A 19,972-nucleotide genomic window follows, 5' to 3' on the forward strand; every position below is an offset into this window, starting at 1 on the left:
TTAGAATAGTACCTAACACCATGTGAGAGTCAATATAAAAAATTATTAGATATAAATATTAATAATTAAAAAGCTAATATATTTTTTACATGAAGCATGACACCAGTAACAAGGCAATCTTCATCAATGTCAAAGGTAGATGTATGTAGAGGAGAGGTAATATTTTTTTTGCTATTTGCACAACCAAGATGGTAAAAAGCTCCTTCACAGTGCCTTAAAAAATATGAAAAGTCTTCAGCTCCAAGAGTGGGTGTATCTTTAATGATAATATTTTCTTTTCCAAACAAATCTATAGCATTTTGTTTAATATAATCTACAAGAGGATTTGAATTTATAAGTGCTGGATAACCCTCCTCAATTTCAACAGAAATACTTCCTCCAAATGTTTTACAAGTAAAATCGCAAATTTCTTTAATTCGTTTTTTCGAAAAGTTTCTAGTTTCTTGAGTTAAAGTTCTTAAAGTTCCTTTTATAATAACTTTATCACAAACTATATTTTCTTTGATTCCGCCTTCAATTTTTCCTAGAGAAATAACCACAGAATCGGTAGGATTTGTATTTCGACTGACTATTGTTTGTAGAGCAGTTATGATATGAGCAGATATAACTATAGCATCAATACCCTGGTGTGGATAAGCCCCATGGCACTTTGAACCATGTACAGTCAATCGAAGTGTATCAGTGGAGGCATTCAAAGTGTTATATTTTAATTCAATTAAATTTTTATCGATATTGGGATTTACATGAAGGCCAAATATATATTTAACATCTGGATTTTTCAGACAACCATCTTCTATCATAAGTTTAGCACCACCAATGGTTTCTTCAGCAGGTTGAAAAAAGAATTTTACATTTACATTTAGATAATCCTTTAATTTAAATAGTATATTACAAGTGCCAAGTAAAATAGCAGTATGTGCATCATGACCACATGCATGCATTTTACCAAGATTGATGGATTTATAAGAATAATTGAGTTCTTCTATTATAGGTAATGCATCTATATCGGCCCTTATTGCAACTGTTTCAAAATTTGGATTTACATTTATATATGCAGTTATTCCTGTATGATTTTTATACTCAATGTAATTTATACCTATTTCATTTAAATATTTAATGATTTTTTTCTTAGTTTGAAACTCTTCTAATCCAAGTTCTGGAGTTTTATGTAAATCTCTCCTGATATTTATAACCCAATCATTTATTTCATTACAAAGAGCTTTTATATTAAGCATAAAACACATCCTAACTATATTAAAAATTTATTTTTCTTCATTAATTATATTATTTAATGTAAATCATTATTCTGTATCAAGTACAAATAAAATATCTTATAATTATAGTAGCTAGATTTAGCATGAGGAAAAATATATCATTTTAGAATAAGAGGTGTTTAAATGTTAGGAATAATTGCGCCATCTGGGCCATTGAGAAATACAAGTTTAGAAGAAATAAAGTCTAATTTAGAGAAATATGGTTATGAAGTTAAATTTTCAGAAAGTTGTAGCTTAAATTATAAAGGGTATTTAGCTGGTAATGATGATGTCAGAGCAAGAGATATAGAAGATATGTTTTTAGACAAAAATGTAGATGTGATTATGTGTTTAAGAGGAGGTTATGGAACAACAAGGATATTAGACAAAATAAATTATGATATAATAAAGCAAAATCCAAAACCATTTATAGGTTTTTCTGATATAACAGGTTTAAGCTTAGCTTTCTATAAAAATTGTGGTCTCTTACCATATCATGGCATAATGGCAGCAAATGTAGCCAAATGGGATGAGTTTACCTATAAATCTCTAATAAATGCTTTAGAATTTAAAGATGAACTCTATTTAGAAAACCCAAAAGAAGAAAAGATTTACACGGTATGTGAAGGTAAAGCAGAGGGAATAATAATGGGAGGAAATTTATCCTTAATAATTGCTACAATGGGAACTAAGTATGAAATAGATGCAAAGGATAAAATTTTATTTATTGAGGAGATTGGAGAATCTCAATATAAACTAGATAGAATGTTAACCCAACTATATTCTTCAGGAAAACTTGAGGAATGTAATGGTATAATTTTTGGAGATTTCAAAGATTGTATTGAAGAAAAGGATTTGATAGAATTATTAGAAGAATTTGCAAGGAAGGTAAATAAGCCAGCTATATATAATCTTCAGTCTGGACATTGCATCCCAATGGTAACTATTCCTTTAGGTAGAATGTGTGAATTAAATGCTACAGAAAAAATGATTAAATTAAAAAAATAGTGTGTATATAAATATAATGGAAATATGGTATAATCTTATACAAGTAAAAATTTAGCTAGGAGGATGAAGAATGTCTGATGATAGAATAATAGACTTTAACGAACTGAAGAACAAAGTTAAAGATTCTGATGTAGATAAATTTGAGCAATATATATATAACTTATATTTTTCTGTTATGGATGGAAAAATGTCTATGGCTGAGTTTTCAAGAAAAATATTTGATTATATGAGAGATAACAACATATCTCAAGAAAAGTTTATGAAGATACAAAAGCAATTTATGGAGAGATATGGTATGGACACTGAAGAAGTAGAAAAACAACTTAGAAACTTTGGAATCGACCCTTCTACAGCAGGTTTTATGAGTGATAATACTTCCAGCAAAGTATCTACAGAAGATTTAGAATCGTTTAAGAAGAGTGCAGGTTTTTATGAGAAATATGGTGAAAAAATTCAGCCAAAAAGTTGTATAACAACATTCATAAAAAATGACTTGAATGATATTAATGTAATAATAGACCAAGAAAAAATAATGCTTTGTAGTGATAAAAAAATAAATCTTATGGACTCAGAATTAAATGAGTTTTTATTAGAATATAAGAATATGTTCAACAAAAAGATAAAAGTAGTTATGTGTGAGACTACAAACAAGTATGATTATTAAAAAGTAAATTTAACTATTGAAGCAATATTATTTAGTTATATAACTTAAAAATAAAAATCGCAATTTATATTTTTTACAAAAACATGTAAGGAATATGTAAATTGCGATTTTTTTATATTGTATAAGCTAGTCGTAGCAAATAATATTTATAAGTAATGATGTCTTTGTTAAAACTGTATTCTTATATTAAAGTTTTTATTGAAAATATCTCATTTATTAATTACATAATATACTGTATAAAATAATTGGGTTATTAATGTATTTCTTTTAATACTTTGATACCATTTTGAATCATACTATTAAAGAATACTAAGTTTAAAAGTTCTGCAGAGTGAACATTTGGGATATCATAAGTATCTACCAAATTCATAGGTACAACTATATTTTTTTCAATATTATATTGATTAAAATAGGCTTTTAGAGTTATTGCAAATTGATATATACATATATCTGTACAATCACCAACTATAATTATGTTGTCTATATCATCAAAATCTAAACGTTCTAATGCAAAAAATCCATTAGTAGAATTTTTAGGAAGAATTAGTAGATTATTTATTGATTTAAGCTCATCAACCAATTCACTTTCTATATCATTTTCCAAACAGTGAACAGGATAACTCAAAAGCTCTATAGACTTAGAAGTATGGGAGTCAGTAAATGCTATTATTCGATTTAATTTATTTGCTATTTTTTTTGTAAATGCTTCAATTGGTTTTATTAAAGACTCTACTCTAGGAGAGTATAAAGCTCCTTGTTTTGCAAAACCATTATTGACATCAATTATAAATAAAGCAGTTTTACTCAAATCATAATTTTCTATTTTTTCTATTGTTAGATTATCTAAATTACTTTTTAAAGCTTCAAGTTCATTTAATAAGTTATCCATAGCTATACCTCCGAGATAAATTTAATAAAATTGTACATATTAATTATATAAAAGTCAAGGAGTACAAACATTGTAAGGTTAACTATATTGTTTTGAACTTAAAAGATTTGAAGCTATATTTGGATAGTTAGTAAAAATGCCATCTACATTGAGCTTTAGACAATGTAGCATATCATCCTCTTCATTTACAGTATATACATTGATACCAAGTAAGTTTGTATGGCAAAGTTCAACAAGAGATTCATTTACTAAAATTAAAGGTGCATGAAGGTAACTATTACCTAGAAATTTAGCAAAATTGACTACATTGTTTATAGGTAAATAACACAATAATGCCGTTTTTACACTAGGGTCTAATTTATGAAAGTTTTTCAAGCTATTGCCATTAAAACTAGATATAAGAACTCGATTTTTCATATTGTATTTTAAAATAAGTCCCAAAACATCTTTTTCTATATTAGGATAGTTCACCTTGTCAGTTTTTAGTTCTATATTTAAAATAAGGTCTGTAGGTGAAATTAAAATTAATACTTCTTCTAAAGTTGGAATTTTACATTCTTTGTTGTATTGATATCCTTCAAAAGATGAATTTAGAGTCTTTAGTTTTTTTAAAGTAAGGTCTTTTACAAATCCATGTCCATTAAAAGTTCTATCAACTTTTTCATCATGAATAACTACAATTTTTCCATCTTTAGTCTTATGAACATCAAGTTCTATTCCATATATGTCCATATCCAAACATTTTTTAAAAGCTAAAATAGTATTTTCTGGATATTTTCCACTAAAACCTCTATGAGCGTAAATATTCATTTATATAGCTCCTTCCAATAAATATAACTTATCTTAAAAAATTTTAATTAATATAATATATCATATTCTAAAAGGTATTGTTATATATTAATTAAATAACTATTTATAATTTATATATTATATAAATGTAGAAAAATAAAATCATATATGTGTTATAATATATTTTAAACATTGAAAATATTAAGAATTTAGCAGTTATAATAAGTATAATTTTATGCAAGCTCATGTGTTTAGAGCTTGCATATGTATTATTGATATATTTCTGTATCGCGAAAATAAAATTCCAAAAGAATTTTTCTATAGATTTAGTAGTAAGGGGGAATTTTGATATGTATGAAGTTAATTTAGAACGAGCTATGAATTATTGGATGGATTTGTTAGATGATTATACAAATATAGCAAAAATTCCAAATGATTTTTTTTATAAAGACTGTTCTGATGAAGTAGTAGATGAAGTTTTTAAGATGAATATTGAGAAACATGAAAGATTAATTCGGTATTCTAAAAATAATAATATCAGCATAAGTTCTATCATAGAAACTATATATGGTCTTATACTTCAAAAATATATATATGAAGATGATGTAGTCTTTGGAAAAACAATAAATATAATTCCAATAAGAGTTAAGGTAAGACAAAGTGAGAAATTTATAGATGTTGTACGAAAGTTAAAAAGACAATGGAGTAGGTCTTTAGAATATGGATATTATTTATTATCAGATATAGAGAATAAAAATCATCTAAATACTAAACTTATAAATACCATATTTGTAGCTAAAAGTTTTGACTTATCATATGACTATGACATAGAAAAAAAAGGATATGATTTATCTGTAATAGTATATACAAAGAGGGCACTTAAAATAAAAATAAAATATAAGCCATCTATATACAAAAGAGAAACTATTAGAAGAATACTGAATCAATTTGATTATATAATAGAACAAATAATAAAAGATAACGATATTTTAATAGAGGATTTAGAATTTGTCTGTAAGAAAGAAGAAAAAGTATTATTAGAAGACTTCAATAATAATCAATATAAAGTTCCATATGATAAAAACTACATTGATTTATTTAGAGAACAAGCTAAAATAACACCTGATAATGTAGCAGCTAGAGATGAAAATAGAAATTTAACATATAGAGAATTAGATGAGTTAACTGATAAACTTGCAGGTTATTTAAATCATATCGGAGTAAAAAGTGAAGATATAGTAGCTGTAATGTTACCAAGAGATATTAATATAATTATTACAGCAATAGGGATTATGAAATCAGGTGGAGCTTTTTTTCCAATAGATACAAGCAATCCAGAGGAAAGATTAAATTATCTTCTTGAAGATAGTAATGCAAAAGTAGTGATAACTACAGATGAACTTAGATGCAAAGTTGTAAATGAAAATACTATAGTACTTGATATAAATAATGAAAATATATTCAAAATAGGATATGAATTGACTGCAGAAATAACACCATCAAACTGTGCATATACGATATCTACATCAGGTTCAACTGGTAGACCAAAGACTATAGCCATAGAGCATAAAAGTCTAGTAAATATGTGCTATTATAGTGTAAAAGTAATAAATGCTACAGAAGATGATATATGTGGCATATACTTAAGCTTTAGCTTTGATGCTGTAATGAAACAGTTATTTCCATATTTGCTTATAGGTGCGTCAATAAATATTATGCCTGAAGAAGCTAAATTTGATGAATATACAGTAAATGAATATTGTGAGGAAAATGATATAACTATTTTAGCATTACCAACAGCATTTGCAAAATTGTTTATACAAAATTGTAATAATAGTTCACTTAGAGTTGTACAGACTGGGGGAGAAAGACTAAAAGGGTATAGAAAACGTAACTATGAGTTGTATAATGAATATGGGCCAACAGAATTTACTGTTGTATCAACTTCTTTCCATGTAGATAAGGAATACGGAAAAATACCAATAGGTAAACCTATATTTAATACTTATGCGTATGTATTGGATAAAAAGAATAAACTATGTCCAATTGGAGTTCCAGGAGAATTATGTCTATCAGGGATTCAAATATCAAGAGGTTATTTAAATAAAAAAGGGTTAACAGAGCAAGTATTTGTAGAAAATCCTTATAAAACTTGTGAATATAATAAGTTAATGTATAGGACTGGTGACTTAGTAAGATGGCTAGATGATGGAAATTTAGATTATATTGGAAGAATGGATAATCAAGTAAAAATTGATGAGTTTAGGATAGAGCTATATGAGATTGAAAATATAATAAACAATATTGCAGAAATTAAAAGTGTTGTTTGTATATCAAGGACAAATGATGATGGAGATATGTATATATGTGCCTATTATGTTATTGATGATAAAGATAGTGATAAGGTAAATGAAAGAGCAGTTAGAGAATATTTAAACGAGCATCTACCTCCATATATGATTCCAACAATAATAATGAGGATAGATAAAATACCAGTTACACCAATCGGAAAAGTAAATAAAAAAGCACTACCAGAGTGATTTTTTATTATGACAGGTGTCGTAAAGTTATTGCAGAAATTTCTTTATGACACCTGTTTTTTAGAATGAATCAATTTACACAAAAGAAAGAATTTTCTGTACATTTTTACTGTGATGAAAATTTGTTTATGGGAATGATTATTGTATTTTTTATACTTTTGCGTGTTTTAAAGTGTTTTTTTAACAAATTTAATTTTATATTAAAAATTTTTTTTATTTTTTATCTTAATGCTTTTTAGTATAATTGAAAAATAAAAAGAATATTAGCATAAAAATATCTAAAAATAGAAAATAATAATATGGGGTTAAATTTTAGTAACTTTAACTCGCTATTTGTAAAATAATAAAAAGTTAAGTTTTATATGTATATATGTTATAATATATACAAACTGAAAAGGGGTGAAAATTTTATGAACAAAAAATTACCTAAGGGTGCTTATGGTGAGGTTAGTGGAAAAGATTACGTTCCTTACATCACAGATAAGTCCAGAACCGGTGGAAATGTAGCTGTACTGATTATCGGTATCATTTTAGCTGCCATTTTTGCCGCATCTACAACTTATTCTGGAATGAAGGCTGGTCTTACTGTTGCAGCTGGTATTCCAGGAGCTATAATAGGTTCTGCTTTTGTTGGAGCATTTGCTCGTCAAAAGGGTATTCTTGGTAAGAACTTAATCCAAGGTATGTCAAGTGGTGGAGAATCTGTTGCAAGTGGATTCATTTTCGTATTACCAGCAGTTATATTAATTGGAAGCCAAATTACATTTTTAGAAGGCTTAGCTGTTGGAGTTGGTGGAGTTTTATTTGGTATAGGAGTTGCTGCTATAGTTCACAACTATCTAATAGTTGAAGAACATGGTAAACTTATGTACCCAGAATCAATGGCTATATCTGAGACACTTGTTGCTTCAGAAGCTGGTGGAGATTCAATTAAGTACATGGGAATAGGATTTGTAATAAGTGGATTTATTACTGTATTAACTGGTTCATTCCTAAATGTAGCAAACAATGTAATGAGTCTTGTAGGAAGTAAGTTCTACAAATGGAAATTTGATATCGAAGTAAATCCTCTACTTTTAGGAATTGGATTTATAGTAGGACTTGAAGTTTCTTTAACAATGTTTGCAGGAAGTATATTATCAAACTTTGGTATCGCACCTTTAATAGGATATTTTACAGATATGGCTAGAGATGGAGCTATGGTATGGAATAATCCTGCAATGCCTCTTAACCAAATGGATGTTGGAGCTATATCTAGTAGTTATGTAAAATATATAGGTGCTGGTATGATGCTTTGTGGTGGTATTATTGGTGCAATAAAACTTATACCAACTATAATCGCTTCTATAAAAGAAACACTTAAAGCTAAATCAAGTACTGGAGAAGGAGAAGAAGGTTCATCTATACAAATGATACTTTTATTAGGTGGAGTAGTTGTTGGATTCCTAGCAGCGTTCTTAATTTCTGGTAATATTGCTATGGCAATTATTGGAGCTATCATATCTCTTTTATTATCTTTATTATTTGTTATAGTAGCAGGACGTTTAACAGGAACAATAGGAACATCAAACCTTCCAGTTTCTGGTATGACTATTGCTTCTCTAGTTATTGTAACATTAGTATTTGTTGTAATGGGCTGGACTGATTTAGAAGCTAATAAATCATTACTTTTATTTGGTTCATTTATAGTTGTTGCTATTGCTATAGCTGGAGGTTATACTCAATCTCAAAAAGTAACTTATATCATTGGTGGTAGCAAAAATGAAATGCAACGTTACTTTACAATTGCAAGTATAGTTGGTGTTATAGTTGTTGTTGGAGTAATTTTATTACTTTCTGACCAACTTAAAGCAACTGGTGATAATGTTCAATTTGCATTACCACAAGCTAACTTAATGTCAACATTAACTTCTGGTATTATGTCAGGTAGTTTACCTTGGGTTATGATTATTGTTGGAGTATTTATGGCAATTGTTTTATATGCATTAAATTTACCAATAATGACTATAGCTATAGGATTCTATTTACCAATAGCAACTACTTCTATAATATTAGTTGGAGCATTAATCCGTTTATTTGTTGAATTGGTATCTAAAACTGAAAAAGAAAAAGAAGTTAAAGTTTCTAATGGTATAAGTTTATCTTCTGGTCTTGTTGCTGGTGGTTCTATCATTGGTTTAATAGGTATAATATTACAAGTAACTGGAGTTATAACTCCAAAAGTACCAAGTGGATTTGCCGCAACAAATTCAATGGCAATTGCTTTATTGGTAGTTTTAGTTGTACTTACAACATTACCTATTGTTTTATCTAAAGTAAAAAATAATGAGCAAGAGTAATGATGTTTTAGATATTGTATTTAAAATTACTAGTGGACTTGAATATGAAGTAGATGAAAATAGTATTGTAACGATACTTGAAAAACAGGACCATAAAATCCAAAAGTTTTTTAGAAAGTTAAAAGCTAGGATACCTAAATATAAAAAAATAGAACTAGATGAATATTCTAGTTTCGTATTTTTACAGATTGATGGTCAAAGGACTGTTAGAGCGATAGGCGAGAACCTAGAAGCTAAATATGGAGAAGAATCTTATCCACTTTATGAAAGATTGTTAGTTTTTTTAAATCATATTGAAGTTAATTGTCACTATGTTGAAAGACTGGATATATAAATATAAGGAAGCTTATTATAGGATATATCGGAATGTAAAAGTTAGAAGATAATTATAAAAGAGGCTATCTCAAAGTGGAGATAAGCCTCTTTTTTAGTGTTAAAATTATGAAAATATATTTAAAACCTGTAAATTTAAATTAGAAATTATTAAACTTAATATTAACATATAATTATTTATTATTAGCTATTTCATCAGCTAGATTATTTAAATATTCCCATCTCTCATATTTATGTTCAAGTTCCTTTTCTAGTCTTGACTTTTCATCTAAAATTTCTTGAAGCTTAGTAAAGTCAGTTGAAAATTTTGAAGTACTTTCATCAAGTGTTGAAATTTTAGATTCAAGTTTTTCTATATCAGATTCAATATTTTCAAATTCTCTTTGTTCATTATATGAGAATTTGAGTTTTTTATCATTTTTAGGTTTTTCTTTTTTTGAAGTAGTAGAATCGTCTTTTTTTATTGACTCCTTTTTAGACTCTTCAAACTCAATTCCTTGAATCTCTCTATAGATAAGATAATCACTGTAATTACCTGTATATACATGGATTTTTCCATTTCCTTCATATGCAAATATTTTATTACAAATTCTATCTAAGAAATATCTATCATGTGATACTGTAATTACTACACCTCTAAATTCATCAAGATATTCTTCTAAGATTTTAAGTGTCTCAATATCTAAGTCATTTGTAGGCTCATCCAACAGAAGGACATTAGGAGCCGTCATAAGGATTCTAAGAAGGTGGAGTCTTCTTCTTTCACCACCAGATAATTTACCTATCAAAGTATATTGCATGGTACCATTAAAAAGGAATCTTTCACACATCTGAGAAGCTGTAATTCTAGTACCATCTGAAGTCTCTATATAATCACTAGCTTCTTTTACATAGTCTATAGCTCTCATATCAATGTTCATATGAGAGTCATCTTGAGAAAAACAACCTATTTTAACTGTCTCTCCAATTGAAATATATCCACTATCAGGTTCTATTTCTCCATTAAGTATGTTTATAAGGGTTGATTTACCCATACCATTTTTTCCTATTATACCAATTCTATCAGTACGAGCTAAAGTATATTCTAAGTTATCTATAACTGTATTACCTTCAAAAGCTTTGGATATATTGTGTATTTCTATTATTTTATTTCCAAGCCTACTTGATGCAACTGATATATCAAGATTTTCATCAGACTTGAAAGTTTCCCTGTTTGTAAGTTCATCGAATCTTTGTAAACGAGCTTTTTGTTTTGTACTACGAGCTTGAGCTCCTCGTCTAACCCAAGCAAGTTCTGTTCTAATTAAATTTTGTCTTTTATCTTCAATACTTGCTTCTAGTGCAAGTCTTTCCATTTTCTTTTCTAGAAATATTGAATAATTACCATCATAACTAAATAATCTACCTTTATCTAGTTCAATGATTCTATTCGTAACACGGTCCAAAAAGTATCTATCATGAGTTATCATAAGTAGTGAACCTTTTCTTGAATTGAGATATTCTTCAAGCCAATCTATAGTATCATTATCTAGATGATTGGTAGGCTCATCCAGTATCAAAAGCTCACAAGGAGTAATAAGGGCTGATGCTAAAGAAACTCTCTTTCTTTGACCTCCAGAAAGTTCTGCTATTTTTTGATTAAAATCATTTATACCAAGTTTCGTAAGTACTGACTTGGCTTCACTTTCCAAATCCCAAAGATTTAAAGCATCTATTTTTTCGTGTATTGATAATAATTTTTTATTCAATTCATCTGTAAAGTTCGAATTAAGTCTTTCCAAAATTTCTTGATATTCACCAAGTAGTTTTAATTCCTCTGAAGTCCCATTAAATACTTGTTCAAGTACAGTTGAATTTTCATTATAAGTTGGGTTTTGAGGTAGATACTCTATTCTAATACCATTAGTTTTTGTTATATTACCAGTTTCGCTTTCTTCAACTCCTGCAATAATCTTAAGTAAAGTAGATTTACCAGTTCCATTTACACCAATGAGTCCTATTTTTTCACCATCATTGATTCCAAGAGATATACTTTCAAGTAATTTTTTTTCGGAATAACTTTTACTTATGTTTTCCAATGTCATTAAATTCATATAATTCACCTTTATTTCTAATCTATTATTTTTCAAAATGTTGATAGTCTGGGCTTTTCCAATATCCACCCCAACTCCAACCTCTGCTTACAAAAGCATTATAACAATCATCACCTTTTTTTATCATTCCAAATTTCGAAGTAGACCTATCAGCATAGACTGTGCTTACTTTAGGACTAACATTATCTCCAGAAACTTGAGGATTCTGTAATGGATTTATATCTATAGCACGTCCTTTACCATGGTTTGAAACGACACTTGTACCAGCTACAGTTCTATAACAAAATGATGAGGTATTATTATCAGACATAGATTTTTCATCTACAGCATCATAATCATCTATTAGTTTGATTTTTTCAATTGGATATTTTTTTTCGTATAATTCCTTAAAAATATCCACAATTTCTGGAGCTAGTTCACTATTTACTATCATTTCTCCTTGATGAGTCTTTTCATCAAATCCATAGTATGTAAGCTTTAAATAAGATAGGCTATCAAAGCTTATAGGTTCATCAGAAGGCATAGATTTACCAATCATCTTGTTTTTTATATTATCTGGTATTGAAGAATATGAAAAAGTAGGTTTGATATTGTTGTCTTCCTGCTTTTTACTAGAGCTTTGATTATTTTTAGAATCATCTGTTGTATTGTTTTTATTTTGCATAGTTTCTTGGCTGTTTATGTTATCTTTTTTGTTAGGATTAGAGAAAAGTATCTCATATATAGATAATAAGGCAAGAAATAATACAGTTATTACAATTGTTAGTTTTAATTTATTAATCTTTTTTCGTTTTGACTTTTTACTCATATTATCCCCCAGTGTTAGATTCATATAAACTATATATATTATACATCATAAAAATAAACTAGGCTAACAATATTTAGTTAACCTAGGACATTTCATCTATAGTTTCTCCAATTATTTTTATTCCAATTTCAATGTCTTTGAAAGATAACCTAGAAAATCCAAGTCTTAGAGTGTCATAACCAGAATCGTCTGTAAAGAATAAATCTCCAGGCATAAATATAACATTTTTTTCATAACATTTTTCCAATAGTTTTCTAGTATCTATGTTTTTTAATTTTATAAATATATGCAAACCACCATCACCTAAGATGTATTCTGTGTTTATATATTTTTTTATACATTCATATGCAAAGTTAAATTTATCTCCATAGAATTTACGTATTTTTTTAACATATTTTTCAAAAGCACCATTGCTCAAATAATCAAATAAAATTCCTTGGTCCAAAAATGATACATGTATATTTCTGCATCTTTTAACACTTTCTAACTTATCAATTACTTTTTTATCTGCAAATATCCATCCAATTCTCATTCCAGGAAATAAAATTTTTGAGAAACTGCCAATATATACAACTCCATTATTCATATTGTCAAGAGAGCAGATAGGAAATATATGAGAGCTATTGTAGAGCAATTCTTCATTAAAACCATCTTCTATAATTGCTATGTTATACTTTTTCATAAGATTATAGAATTTGTATCTATTTTCAGGAGTCATTACAATCCCTGTAGGATTGTGATAAGAAGGTGTAATATATGCAAATTTTATTTTATTTTTGTACTCAATTAAGCGTTTCTCTAGCATATTAAAATCCAAACCATCTTCATGTATGTCTACACCTAAGATATTAAGATTATGCGATTTCATAATTTTTATAGCAGTATTATGAGTAGGATTCTCACATATTATGTAATCTTTTTCTTGAGTAAAAGATGACATAATAATGTCAAAGCCTTCTGTAAATCCATTTGTTATTAGTATATCTTTGTTATTAATATCAACACCCTTATTTGTCATGTATTTTAGTAAATAATCAATAAGGGGTTTGTAACCCTGTGCATATCCATAATTGAGCAATTTGTGACCTTCTAACGATATTCTATTTAGAAAAGATTTTTTGAATTCTTCCATATCAAATAAATCTCCATCTGGAGAGATACTTTTAAATGAGATTAAGTCAGAGCTCCAAGGAATCTCACTTTTTATAATATCCAATTCATTAGCTTTTTTGGAGTATGTATTCTCTAAACAGTCCCAGTTCAAAGACCATGTAGTATTTGAAGATTTATTCTTTGATTTAACAAATGTACCTTTTCCAGAAATAGAGTAGATTAGTCCTTCAGATTTTAATTCTTCATAGGTTAAGACTATAGAATTTCGACTAACTTGTAAAAGCTGACTAAGCTCCCTTGTAGAAGGGAGCTTACTATTGTCTGGAATTAATCCTTTTGATATCATATCACTTATATAATTTTTAATTTGTATATAAATTGGTTCATTATCATTTAATTTTAGATTTGAAAATATCAAATTACCACCTCAAATTATTTTATCTAATTTAAAGAGTATTCTATAAGTTTATCTAATAGCTCACTATACTTAATACCTCTAGCAGATGCACTTCTAGGAATTAAACTAGTTTGAGTCATGCCAGGAAGAGTATTTAGCTCAAGAACATATGGAATACCTTCACTTATAATCATATCAACTCTTACATATGCTTTGCAATTAAAAATTTTCCAACAAGTCTCAGAAATTTCATTTACTCTTTTTTGAAGTTCATCTTCTAAATAAACAACTTCTTCTTTTGCTCCTTTTTCAACTGAATATTTAGCTTCATAATCAAAGAAACCTGAATCGGATTTTATAGATATTGTAGGGAATACTTCTCCATTTAGTATAAATGAAGTATATTCTCCACCTGGTATATATTTTTCAATCATTACAAATTCATCAACTTCTAGTCCTTTGCGAACTGCATCCTCAACTTCATCTTTAGAATGAATAAAGAATGTGGCTACACTTGAACCTCCTGAATTTGGTTTTATAAATACTGGATAACCTATCTTATCTATTTCATCATAGTCTATTTCATCAACTGATTTTACTAAAGCCCATGGAGCAGTAGGAAGATTTGAATCTCTAAGCATTTTTTTAGTTATATTTTTATCCATACACATTCCACTGCAAAGAGGTCCACATCCAGAATATGGTATATCCATAGTTTCAAGTATTGATTGAATACATCCATCTTCTCCAAACTTACCATGTAGGGCAAGTATTGCAAAATCTACATCTTCTGGTATTTTTGTAAATATATCTTTTTTATCATCTATTATTACTTTTACAACATCATATTTATTTTTATCAAGATTATTATATATCTCTTTTCCTGAGTTTAAAGAAACTTCTCTCTCTGATGATATTCCACCCATTATAACTGCTATTTTCATATTATACACTCCTATTTTGATTTTTATTATTTTAAATTAAATTTTTTATTTACTTACTTAATTATATGAATTAAGAGTTGATGATGAAAGTACCACTATATATGAAGTTTGTATCATGTGTGGTTTTGGAGTAATAATCTAATTTAAAGATATATTTAAATGATTTTTTAACTTTATTTATGTTATTATTTTTGCTAAAATTATTGTTATGAACTTAAGACTAGTCTTAATGGCTATAAAATCAAGGAGTGATAAATTTTGAAAGCTGAAATAATAAGTGTAGGAACAGAAATATTATTAGGTGATATAGTAAATACAAATTCTCAATTTTTGGCTAAAGAACTTGCATCATTGGGAATAGAAGTATACCATCAGAGTACAGTTGGAGACAATAAGCAAAGGCTTTTAGAGTGTTTTGATGAAAGTTTAAAGAGAAGTGATTTAGTAATTACTACAGGTGGTCTTGGACCAACTGGTGATGATATGACAAAAGAAACTGCAGCAGAATACTTTGGTCAGGAACTAGAATTACATAAACCATCATTAGAAGTTTTGGAATCTTTCTTCGTTAAAACAGGAAGAAAAATGGCTGAAAACAATATGAAACAAGTATACTTTCCAAAAGATGCTATAGTATTAAAAAATAATAATGGTACAGCTCCAGGAGCAATTCTAAAGAAAAATGATAAAAGTATAATAGTATTACCTGGACCACCAAGAGAAATGAAAGCTATGTTTAATGAGAGTGTCAAACCTTACTTACAACAATTTACAAATGAAATGCTAGTATCTAAGACTTTAAGACTATATGGAATAGGGGAGTCAAATCTGGAACTAGAAATTCTCGATATAATCAATGAACAAACCAATCCAACAGTTGCTTTGTATGCAAAGGAGTTAGAAGTTACAATAAGAATAACTGCAAAAGCTAAAAATGAAAAAGATGCTTTTGAATTAATAAAACCAGTGGAAGAAGAAATAAAAAATAGAGTTGGTAAATATGTATATACTGAAGGTGATATTTCAGTGTCTGAAGGAGAGACTGCATTAGAAGATGCTGTTGCTAAACTTCTTGTAGAAAAAAACTTAACAATAGCAGTAGCTGAATCTTGTACTGGAGGTTTAGTTTCTTCATCTCTTATAAATTATTCAGGAATATCTTCTGTGTTTCTTGAAGGTTGTGTAACATATTCTAATGAGGCTAAAATGAAAAGATTAGGAGTAAAAAGAGAAACTTTAGAAGACTTTGGAGCAGTAAGTGAGCAAACAGCAATAGAAATGGCTGAGGGCGTTGCTAAAGGGCTAGGAGCTAATATAGGCATATCTACAACTGGAGTAGCTGGACCTGGCGGAGGAACTGAAGAGAAGCCTGTAGGATTAGTTTATACTGCAATATATATAAATGGGAAAACAGTAGTGAAAAAAAATATATTTAATGGAGATAGAAGAAAGATAAGATTAAGAGCTACTAGAGATTTGCTTAATGAATTGAGAATACAATTAGAAAAGCTTTAAATTATTATTATATTGGATATATTTAAAGCATTGGTATAATATAAAATCATTTTTGGAGGCTTTTAATTTATGATAAAACATATATTTTGTGATTTAGATGGAACTCTATACGAAAATGGAACTATAACAGAAGAGGATATATCAGCAATTGAAGAAGTAGAAAAAAAGGGTGTGCAGTTTAATGTTGCTACAGGTAGAATATTTAAACAGGCTCGTAATATTATTAAAGACAATTTAGATATGAATGGATATTATATATGTGAAAATGGCTCATTTATATATGATAAAGATTATAATGTAATTTTTAAAAGAACTATAGACGATAATTTAGTGAGAAAAGTTATTGATAGATTTGAGTCAAGTGATGCACAATTGTACTTTAAGTATAAGGATGATGTAATCGTGGGTAGTGATACAACTGCTTTTAGACACTATTCTAGTGATTTCATAGTTGACCCTGACTTTGAGAAAAGAAGTAGTTTTGATAACCTTATAGGAAATATAGGGGTATGCTCTGAAAATTTAGAAGAGTTATCTAGAATAGAATTGTATCTAAAAAGTGAGTTCAGTGATGTATTAGAAATATATTTTTCTGGAACTTATACTTTAAATATAGTACCTAAAAGTGTATCAAAAAGAGGAAGTATAGAACATGTAATAAAAACTTTAAATGTAAGTCCAGATGAGGTTGCTACTATTGGAGATTCTCCAAATGATATTTGCATGTTGGAAGGATTTAAATACAGTTTTGCAATGTCCAAAGCGAGGGAAGAAGTAAAACAAAGTGCAAATTATATAGTGGATAGTGTGAAAAATGCTATTGATGTTATAATGGCGATAAATAGTTAGATACAAGATTTATATAGTTAATAAAAATTTAATGGAATATATTTTCCTACAAATATATTAAGTAATTAATTTTAGAGATTTTGTTTACTTAATATAAAAAATGACTGTTCTAAAGAATTATAAAATTATCTTTTATATTCTATAGAGCAGTCATTTTGATTATACTTAATTATAAGTTCAAAAGTTCTTAAATTAACCACAATTTGCTATATGATATGATTTTATTGTATTAGATAAAATAGCATCCAATATATAATTTATAACACTATTACAAGTATAAGCTGAAAACTTTAAATCATTCATATAATCAGTTTTCTTTTTATATTCATTGTAAAGCTTAGTAAAAAATTTTTCAAAACCGTTATTTATACTAGTACCTTTAATTTTAGACAAATCAACATCTTTTGCAAATGCTCCAAGTTCTCTTTCATAAGTAACATGTTTATTTAGACTATGTTTAAATTCCCAACGTTCACTATGAGCTACACAGAAAAAATCGCATAGAAAGTGACATATAACTCCTAGCTCTTGGCTAAGTCTGCTTACTGAGAAATATTTAGAAAGACTATCTATAGTAAGACTACACAAATAGTTTATTTTGGAAACAACCATATTAAATGATTCATCTAAATAATGTTTTTTTAATTTATATTTAGAAAAAGCATCTGGCTTTATATTACCATATATAAAGTTTTTTTCACTTATAAAGAATGTTTTATTTTCATCTATATTATCAAGTATTGATTTTGCCATAATAAAATGAGTATTCATTAACATATTTACACCTCGTATAGTTTGTTAGACTTATTAAATATATTATTATGATATGATATTTATGATAAAAGTTTAATGGTAAATATATGAAACTAAGTCAATCATATTTATTTAAATAATTTCAACCATATTCATAATACCAGTAAATGGCCAAATTTACAATATGTAAATAGTGTTAAGTTTTTGTTTATCAAATTTAAAATTAAGTATTAGTATACTTTCTAATTAACCTACTAGCTTTAGATTGAGAAATTTCAAGGTGTTTGGCTACTTTATAAGAGCTGCCAAATTTTTCATAACTATCCAAAATTATATTTTTTTCATATTCCATAATTAGTGTGTCAAGATTTTTATTCTTACAATTAATGGATGTTAAATCAGATACTATATCTTCGTTAATTTGAGATATATTCAATTTATTTTCATTATTGTCAATAGTTACATTTTTTGTAAGTATATTTGGTAAATCATTTACTGTTATATGATTATTTGTGCAGGTAAGTAAGATTTTTTGAATTATATTTTGTAATTCTCTTATATTACCTGGGAATCTATAGTTTGCAATAATATTTATAGCCTCTTTAGAAATAGTTTTATTTAAATTGAAGTCACTTGAATACCTATTAAAATAATATTTTATAATTTCTACGAGATTATCTTTTCTTTCTCTAAGAGGGGGTAATTTTATTTCTATAACGTTTAATCTATAATACAAATCTTCTCTAAACTTTTTTTCCTTTACTTTTGAAATTAAATCAGCATTTGTAGCAGATATAATCCTTATATCAACTTTTTTGTTTTTTAAACTTCCAACTGGGGTAAAAGTTTTATCTTGTATTAATTGTAAAAATTTTGCTTGTAAATTTTGTGGTATATCTCCTATTTCATCTAGGAAAAGAGTACCTCCATCAGCTAATTCTACAAGTCCAACCTTACCCCTGGTACTTGCACCTGTAAAAGCACCTGAAGTATATCCAAAAAGTTCAGATTCAAGGAGTTGTGGAGATATAGTAGCACAATTTATGGTTATAAATGGACCATTAGCTCTATTGCTATTGTGATGTATATATCTAGCAAGTGAACTTTTTCCTGTTCCTGACTCTCCCAAGAGAAGAACACTTACGTCTGTTTTAGAAACATGATTTACTGTATTTATGATAGGTCTCATAACTAGACCATCCATAATTACAGTATCTTCAATTCTAAGAGCAGTTCTATATAATGTTTCTACTTCAGACTTATATTTTTTTACTTGTTTTCTTGTATCTTCAAGTTTATTCTTTATATTATTAAGTTCAGTTATGTCTCTACAATTCTCAACAGTAAATTCTAAGTTTCCATTTTCATCAAATACAGGGGTAGCAGTTATAATGAGTTTTTTTCCTGTTTGAGTATCTTGTTCTAGTGAAAATTTAGACTTTGTTTTTAATACAACTGGTATGGGGCTTTTTGTTGAATATCCAGATTCTTCTAAAAAAGAAACGTTTTTTCCTAAAATATCTTCTTTTTTTAGACCGTAATTTTCCTCAAATGCTTTATTACAATATATTATTATTCCTTTATTATCAGAGGCACATATTTCGTCATGAGAAGCCTCCAATATCTTTTGGTAAAATTCCAAATCTAATTCAAAATTCATTTTTCCGTTGTCCTCCTAAAATTTT

At 27.7% G+C, this 19,972-nt stretch carries 16 protein-coding genes; 7 read left to right on the forward strand and 9 right to left on the reverse strand.

Annotation, left to right across the window (positions count from 1 at the left end; genetic code table 11):
* Nucleotides 1-65: 65 nt before the first annotated feature.
* Nucleotides 66-1,235, reverse strand: a complete 1,170-nt coding sequence (locus tag KGF38_RS10110; RefSeq protein ID WP_176702476.1) for a M20 metallopeptidase family protein — start codon at nt 1,233-1,235, stop codon at nt 66-68.
* Between the two features lie 162 nt (nt 1,236-1,397).
* Here KGF38_RS10110 and KGF38_RS10115 point away from each other — a divergent pair, with 162 nt between their 5' ends.
* Entirely contained in the window at nt 1,398-2,261 is an 864-nt protein-coding gene (locus KGF38_RS10115; protein ID WP_074178932.1) for a S66 peptidase family protein, read from the forward strand.
* Nucleotides 2,262-2,331: 70 nt separating this feature from the next.
* Nucleotides 2,332-2,925: a DUF3867 domain-containing protein gene (locus tag KGF38_RS10120; protein WP_054269881.1), complete on the forward strand. Its 594-nt coding sequence runs from the start codon at nt 2,332-2,334 to the stop codon at nt 2,923-2,925.
* 253 nt (nt 2,926-3,178) lie between these two features.
* Here KGF38_RS10120 and KGF38_RS10125 read toward each other — a convergent pair whose 3' ends face one another.
* Nucleotides 3,179-3,814 carry an isochorismatase family protein gene (locus KGF38_RS10125; RefSeq protein WP_074178933.1) on the reverse strand — a complete coding sequence of 212 codons (636 nt, stop codon included), beginning with the start codon at nt 3,812-3,814 and terminating at the stop codon, nt 3,179-3,181.
* A 78-nt stretch (nt 3,815-3,892) separates the two neighbouring features.
* The gene (locus KGF38_RS10130) at nt 3,893-4,624 is read right to left on the reverse strand and encodes a glycerophosphodiester phosphodiesterase (RefSeq protein WP_074178934.1); all 732 of its coding nucleotides are present in this window, start codon (nt 4,622-4,624) and stop codon (nt 3,893-3,895) included.
* A gap of 329 nt (nt 4,625-4,953) precedes the next feature.
* Between KGF38_RS10130 and KGF38_RS10135 the strand changes: the two genes are divergently transcribed.
* From KGF38_RS10135 to KGF38_RS10145, 3 genes are all read left to right on the forward strand, one after another.
* A complete protein-coding gene (locus tag KGF38_RS10135; RefSeq protein ID WP_074178935.1) occupies nt 4,954-7,143 on the forward strand; it encodes an amino acid adenylation domain-containing protein in 2,190 nt (729 codons plus the stop codon).
* Nucleotides 7,144-7,553: 410 nt separating this feature from the next.
* On the forward strand, nt 7,554-9,482 hold the full coding sequence (locus KGF38_RS10140) for an OPT family oligopeptide transporter (protein WP_074178936.1): 1,929 nt from the start codon (nt 7,554-7,556) through the stop codon (nt 9,480-9,482).
* The gene (locus KGF38_RS10145; protein ID WP_054269886.1) at nt 9,469-9,816 is read left to right on the forward strand and encodes a PqqD family protein; all 348 of its coding nucleotides are present in this window, start codon (nt 9,469-9,471) and stop codon (nt 9,814-9,816) included. Before KGF38_RS10140 ends, KGF38_RS10145 begins: the two co-directional genes overlap by 14 nt.
* A 172-nt stretch (nt 9,817-9,988) precedes the next feature.
* Here the strand turns inward: KGF38_RS10145 and KGF38_RS10150 are convergent, their stop codons facing one another.
* From KGF38_RS10150 to KGF38_RS10165, 4 genes are all read right to left on the reverse strand, one after another.
* Nucleotides 9,989-11,908 (reverse strand): ATP-binding cassette domain-containing protein, encoded by a 1,920-nt coding sequence (locus tag KGF38_RS10150; protein WP_074179050.1) that lies wholly within the window; start codon nt 11,906-11,908, stop codon nt 9,989-9,991.
* A 25-nt stretch (nt 11,909-11,933) separates the two neighbouring features.
* Entirely contained in the window at nt 11,934-12,716 is a 783-nt protein-coding gene (locus KGF38_RS10155; RefSeq protein ID WP_227832328.1) for a M15 family metallopeptidase, read from the reverse strand.
* A gap of 82 nt (nt 12,717-12,798) precedes the next feature.
* The gene (gene ddlR, locus KGF38_RS10160; RefSeq protein ID WP_054269888.1) at nt 12,799-14,247 is read right to left on the reverse strand and encodes a transcriptional regulator DdlR; all 1,449 of its coding nucleotides are present in this window, start codon (nt 14,245-14,247) and stop codon (nt 12,799-12,801) included.
* A 23-nt stretch (nt 14,248-14,270) separates the two neighbouring features.
* A complete protein-coding gene (locus KGF38_RS10165; protein WP_054269889.1) occupies nt 14,271-15,170 on the reverse strand; it encodes a D-alanine--D-alanine ligase in 900 nt (299 codons plus the stop codon).
* A 258-nt stretch (nt 15,171-15,428) separates the two neighbouring features.
* Here KGF38_RS10165 and KGF38_RS10170 point away from each other — a divergent pair, with 258 nt between their 5' ends.
* The gene (locus KGF38_RS10170; RefSeq protein WP_074178938.1) at nt 15,429-16,685 is read left to right on the forward strand and encodes a competence/damage-inducible protein A; all 1,257 of its coding nucleotides are present in this window, start codon (nt 15,429-15,431) and stop codon (nt 16,683-16,685) included.
* 69 nt (nt 16,686-16,754) lie between these two features.
* The gene (locus tag KGF38_RS10175) at nt 16,755-17,534 is read left to right on the forward strand and encodes a Cof-type HAD-IIB family hydrolase (protein WP_074178939.1); all 780 of its coding nucleotides are present in this window, start codon (nt 16,755-16,757) and stop codon (nt 17,532-17,534) included.
* A 192-nt stretch (nt 17,535-17,726) separates the two neighbouring features.
* On the opposite strand, the gene KGF38_RS10180 is transcribed toward KGF38_RS10175, so the two are convergent.
* Together KGF38_RS10180 and KGF38_RS10185 are read right to left on the reverse strand one after the other, a co-directional pair.
* Nucleotides 17,727-18,311 (reverse strand): zinc dependent phospholipase C family protein, encoded by a 585-nt coding sequence (locus tag KGF38_RS10180; protein WP_054269892.1) that lies wholly within the window; start codon nt 18,309-18,311, stop codon nt 17,727-17,729.
* A gap of 199 nt (nt 18,312-18,510) precedes the next feature.
* A complete protein-coding gene (locus KGF38_RS10185; protein ID WP_054269893.1) occupies nt 18,511-19,947 on the reverse strand; it encodes a sigma-54 interaction domain-containing protein in 1,437 nt (478 codons plus the stop codon).
* Between the last annotated feature and the right edge of the window lie 25 nt (nt 19,948-19,972).

The sequence above is a fragment of the Clostridioides sp. ZZV14-6387 genome (genome assembly GCF_020657835.1).
Taxonomy (GTDB): domain Bacteria; phylum Bacillota; class Clostridia; order Peptostreptococcales; family Peptostreptococcaceae; genus Clostridioides; species Clostridioides difficile_A.

Bases quoted from the DNA above. Each gene is read 5' to 3' on its own strand.
- KGF38_RS10145 (WP_054269886.1), top strand. From the start codon at position 9,469: ATGAGCAAGAGTAATGATGTTTTAGATATTGTATTTAAAATTACTAGT.
- KGF38_RS10135 (WP_074178935.1), top strand. From the start codon at position 4,954: ATGTATGAAGTTAATTTAGAACGAGCTATGAATTATTGGATGGATTTG.
- KGF38_RS10165 (WP_054269889.1), bottom strand. From the start codon at position 15,170: ATGAAAATAGCAGTTATAATGGGTGGAATATCATCAGAGAGAGAAGTT.
- KGF38_RS10110 (WP_176702476.1), bottom strand. From the start codon at position 1,235: ATGCTTAATATAAAAGCTCTTTGTAATGAAATAAATGATTGGGTTATA.
- KGF38_RS10120 (WP_054269881.1), top strand. From the start codon at position 2,332: ATGTCTGATGATAGAATAATAGACTTTAACGAACTGAAGAACAAAGTT.
- KGF38_RS10125 (WP_074178933.1), bottom strand. From the start codon at position 3,814: ATGGATAACTTATTAAATGAACTTGAAGCTTTAAAAAGTAATTTAGAT.
- KGF38_RS10140 (WP_074178936.1), top strand. From the start codon at position 7,554: ATGAACAAAAAATTACCTAAGGGTGCTTATGGTGAGGTTAGTGGAAAA.
- KGF38_RS10115 (WP_074178932.1), top strand. From the start codon at position 1,398: ATGTTAGGAATAATTGCGCCATCTGGGCCATTGAGAAATACAAGTTTA.
- KGF38_RS10155 (WP_227832328.1), bottom strand. From the start codon at position 12,716: ATGAGTAAAAAGTCAAAACGAAAAAAGATTAATAAATTAAAACTAACA.
- KGF38_RS10185 (WP_054269893.1), bottom strand. From the start codon at position 19,947: ATGAATTTTGAATTAGATTTGGAATTTTACCAAAAGATATTGGAGGCT.
- KGF38_RS10150 (WP_074179050.1), bottom strand. From the start codon at position 11,908: ATGAATTTAATGACATTGGAAAACATAAGTAAAAGTTATTCCGAAAAA.
- KGF38_RS10130 (WP_074178934.1), bottom strand. From the start codon at position 4,624: ATGAATATTTACGCTCATAGAGGTTTTAGTGGAAAATATCCAGAAAAT.
- KGF38_RS10175 (WP_074178939.1), top strand. From the start codon at position 16,755: ATGATAAAACATATATTTTGTGATTTAGATGGAACTCTATACGAAAAT.
- KGF38_RS10180 (WP_054269892.1), bottom strand. From the start codon at position 18,311: ATGTTAATGAATACTCATTTTATTATGGCAAAATCAATACTTGATAAT.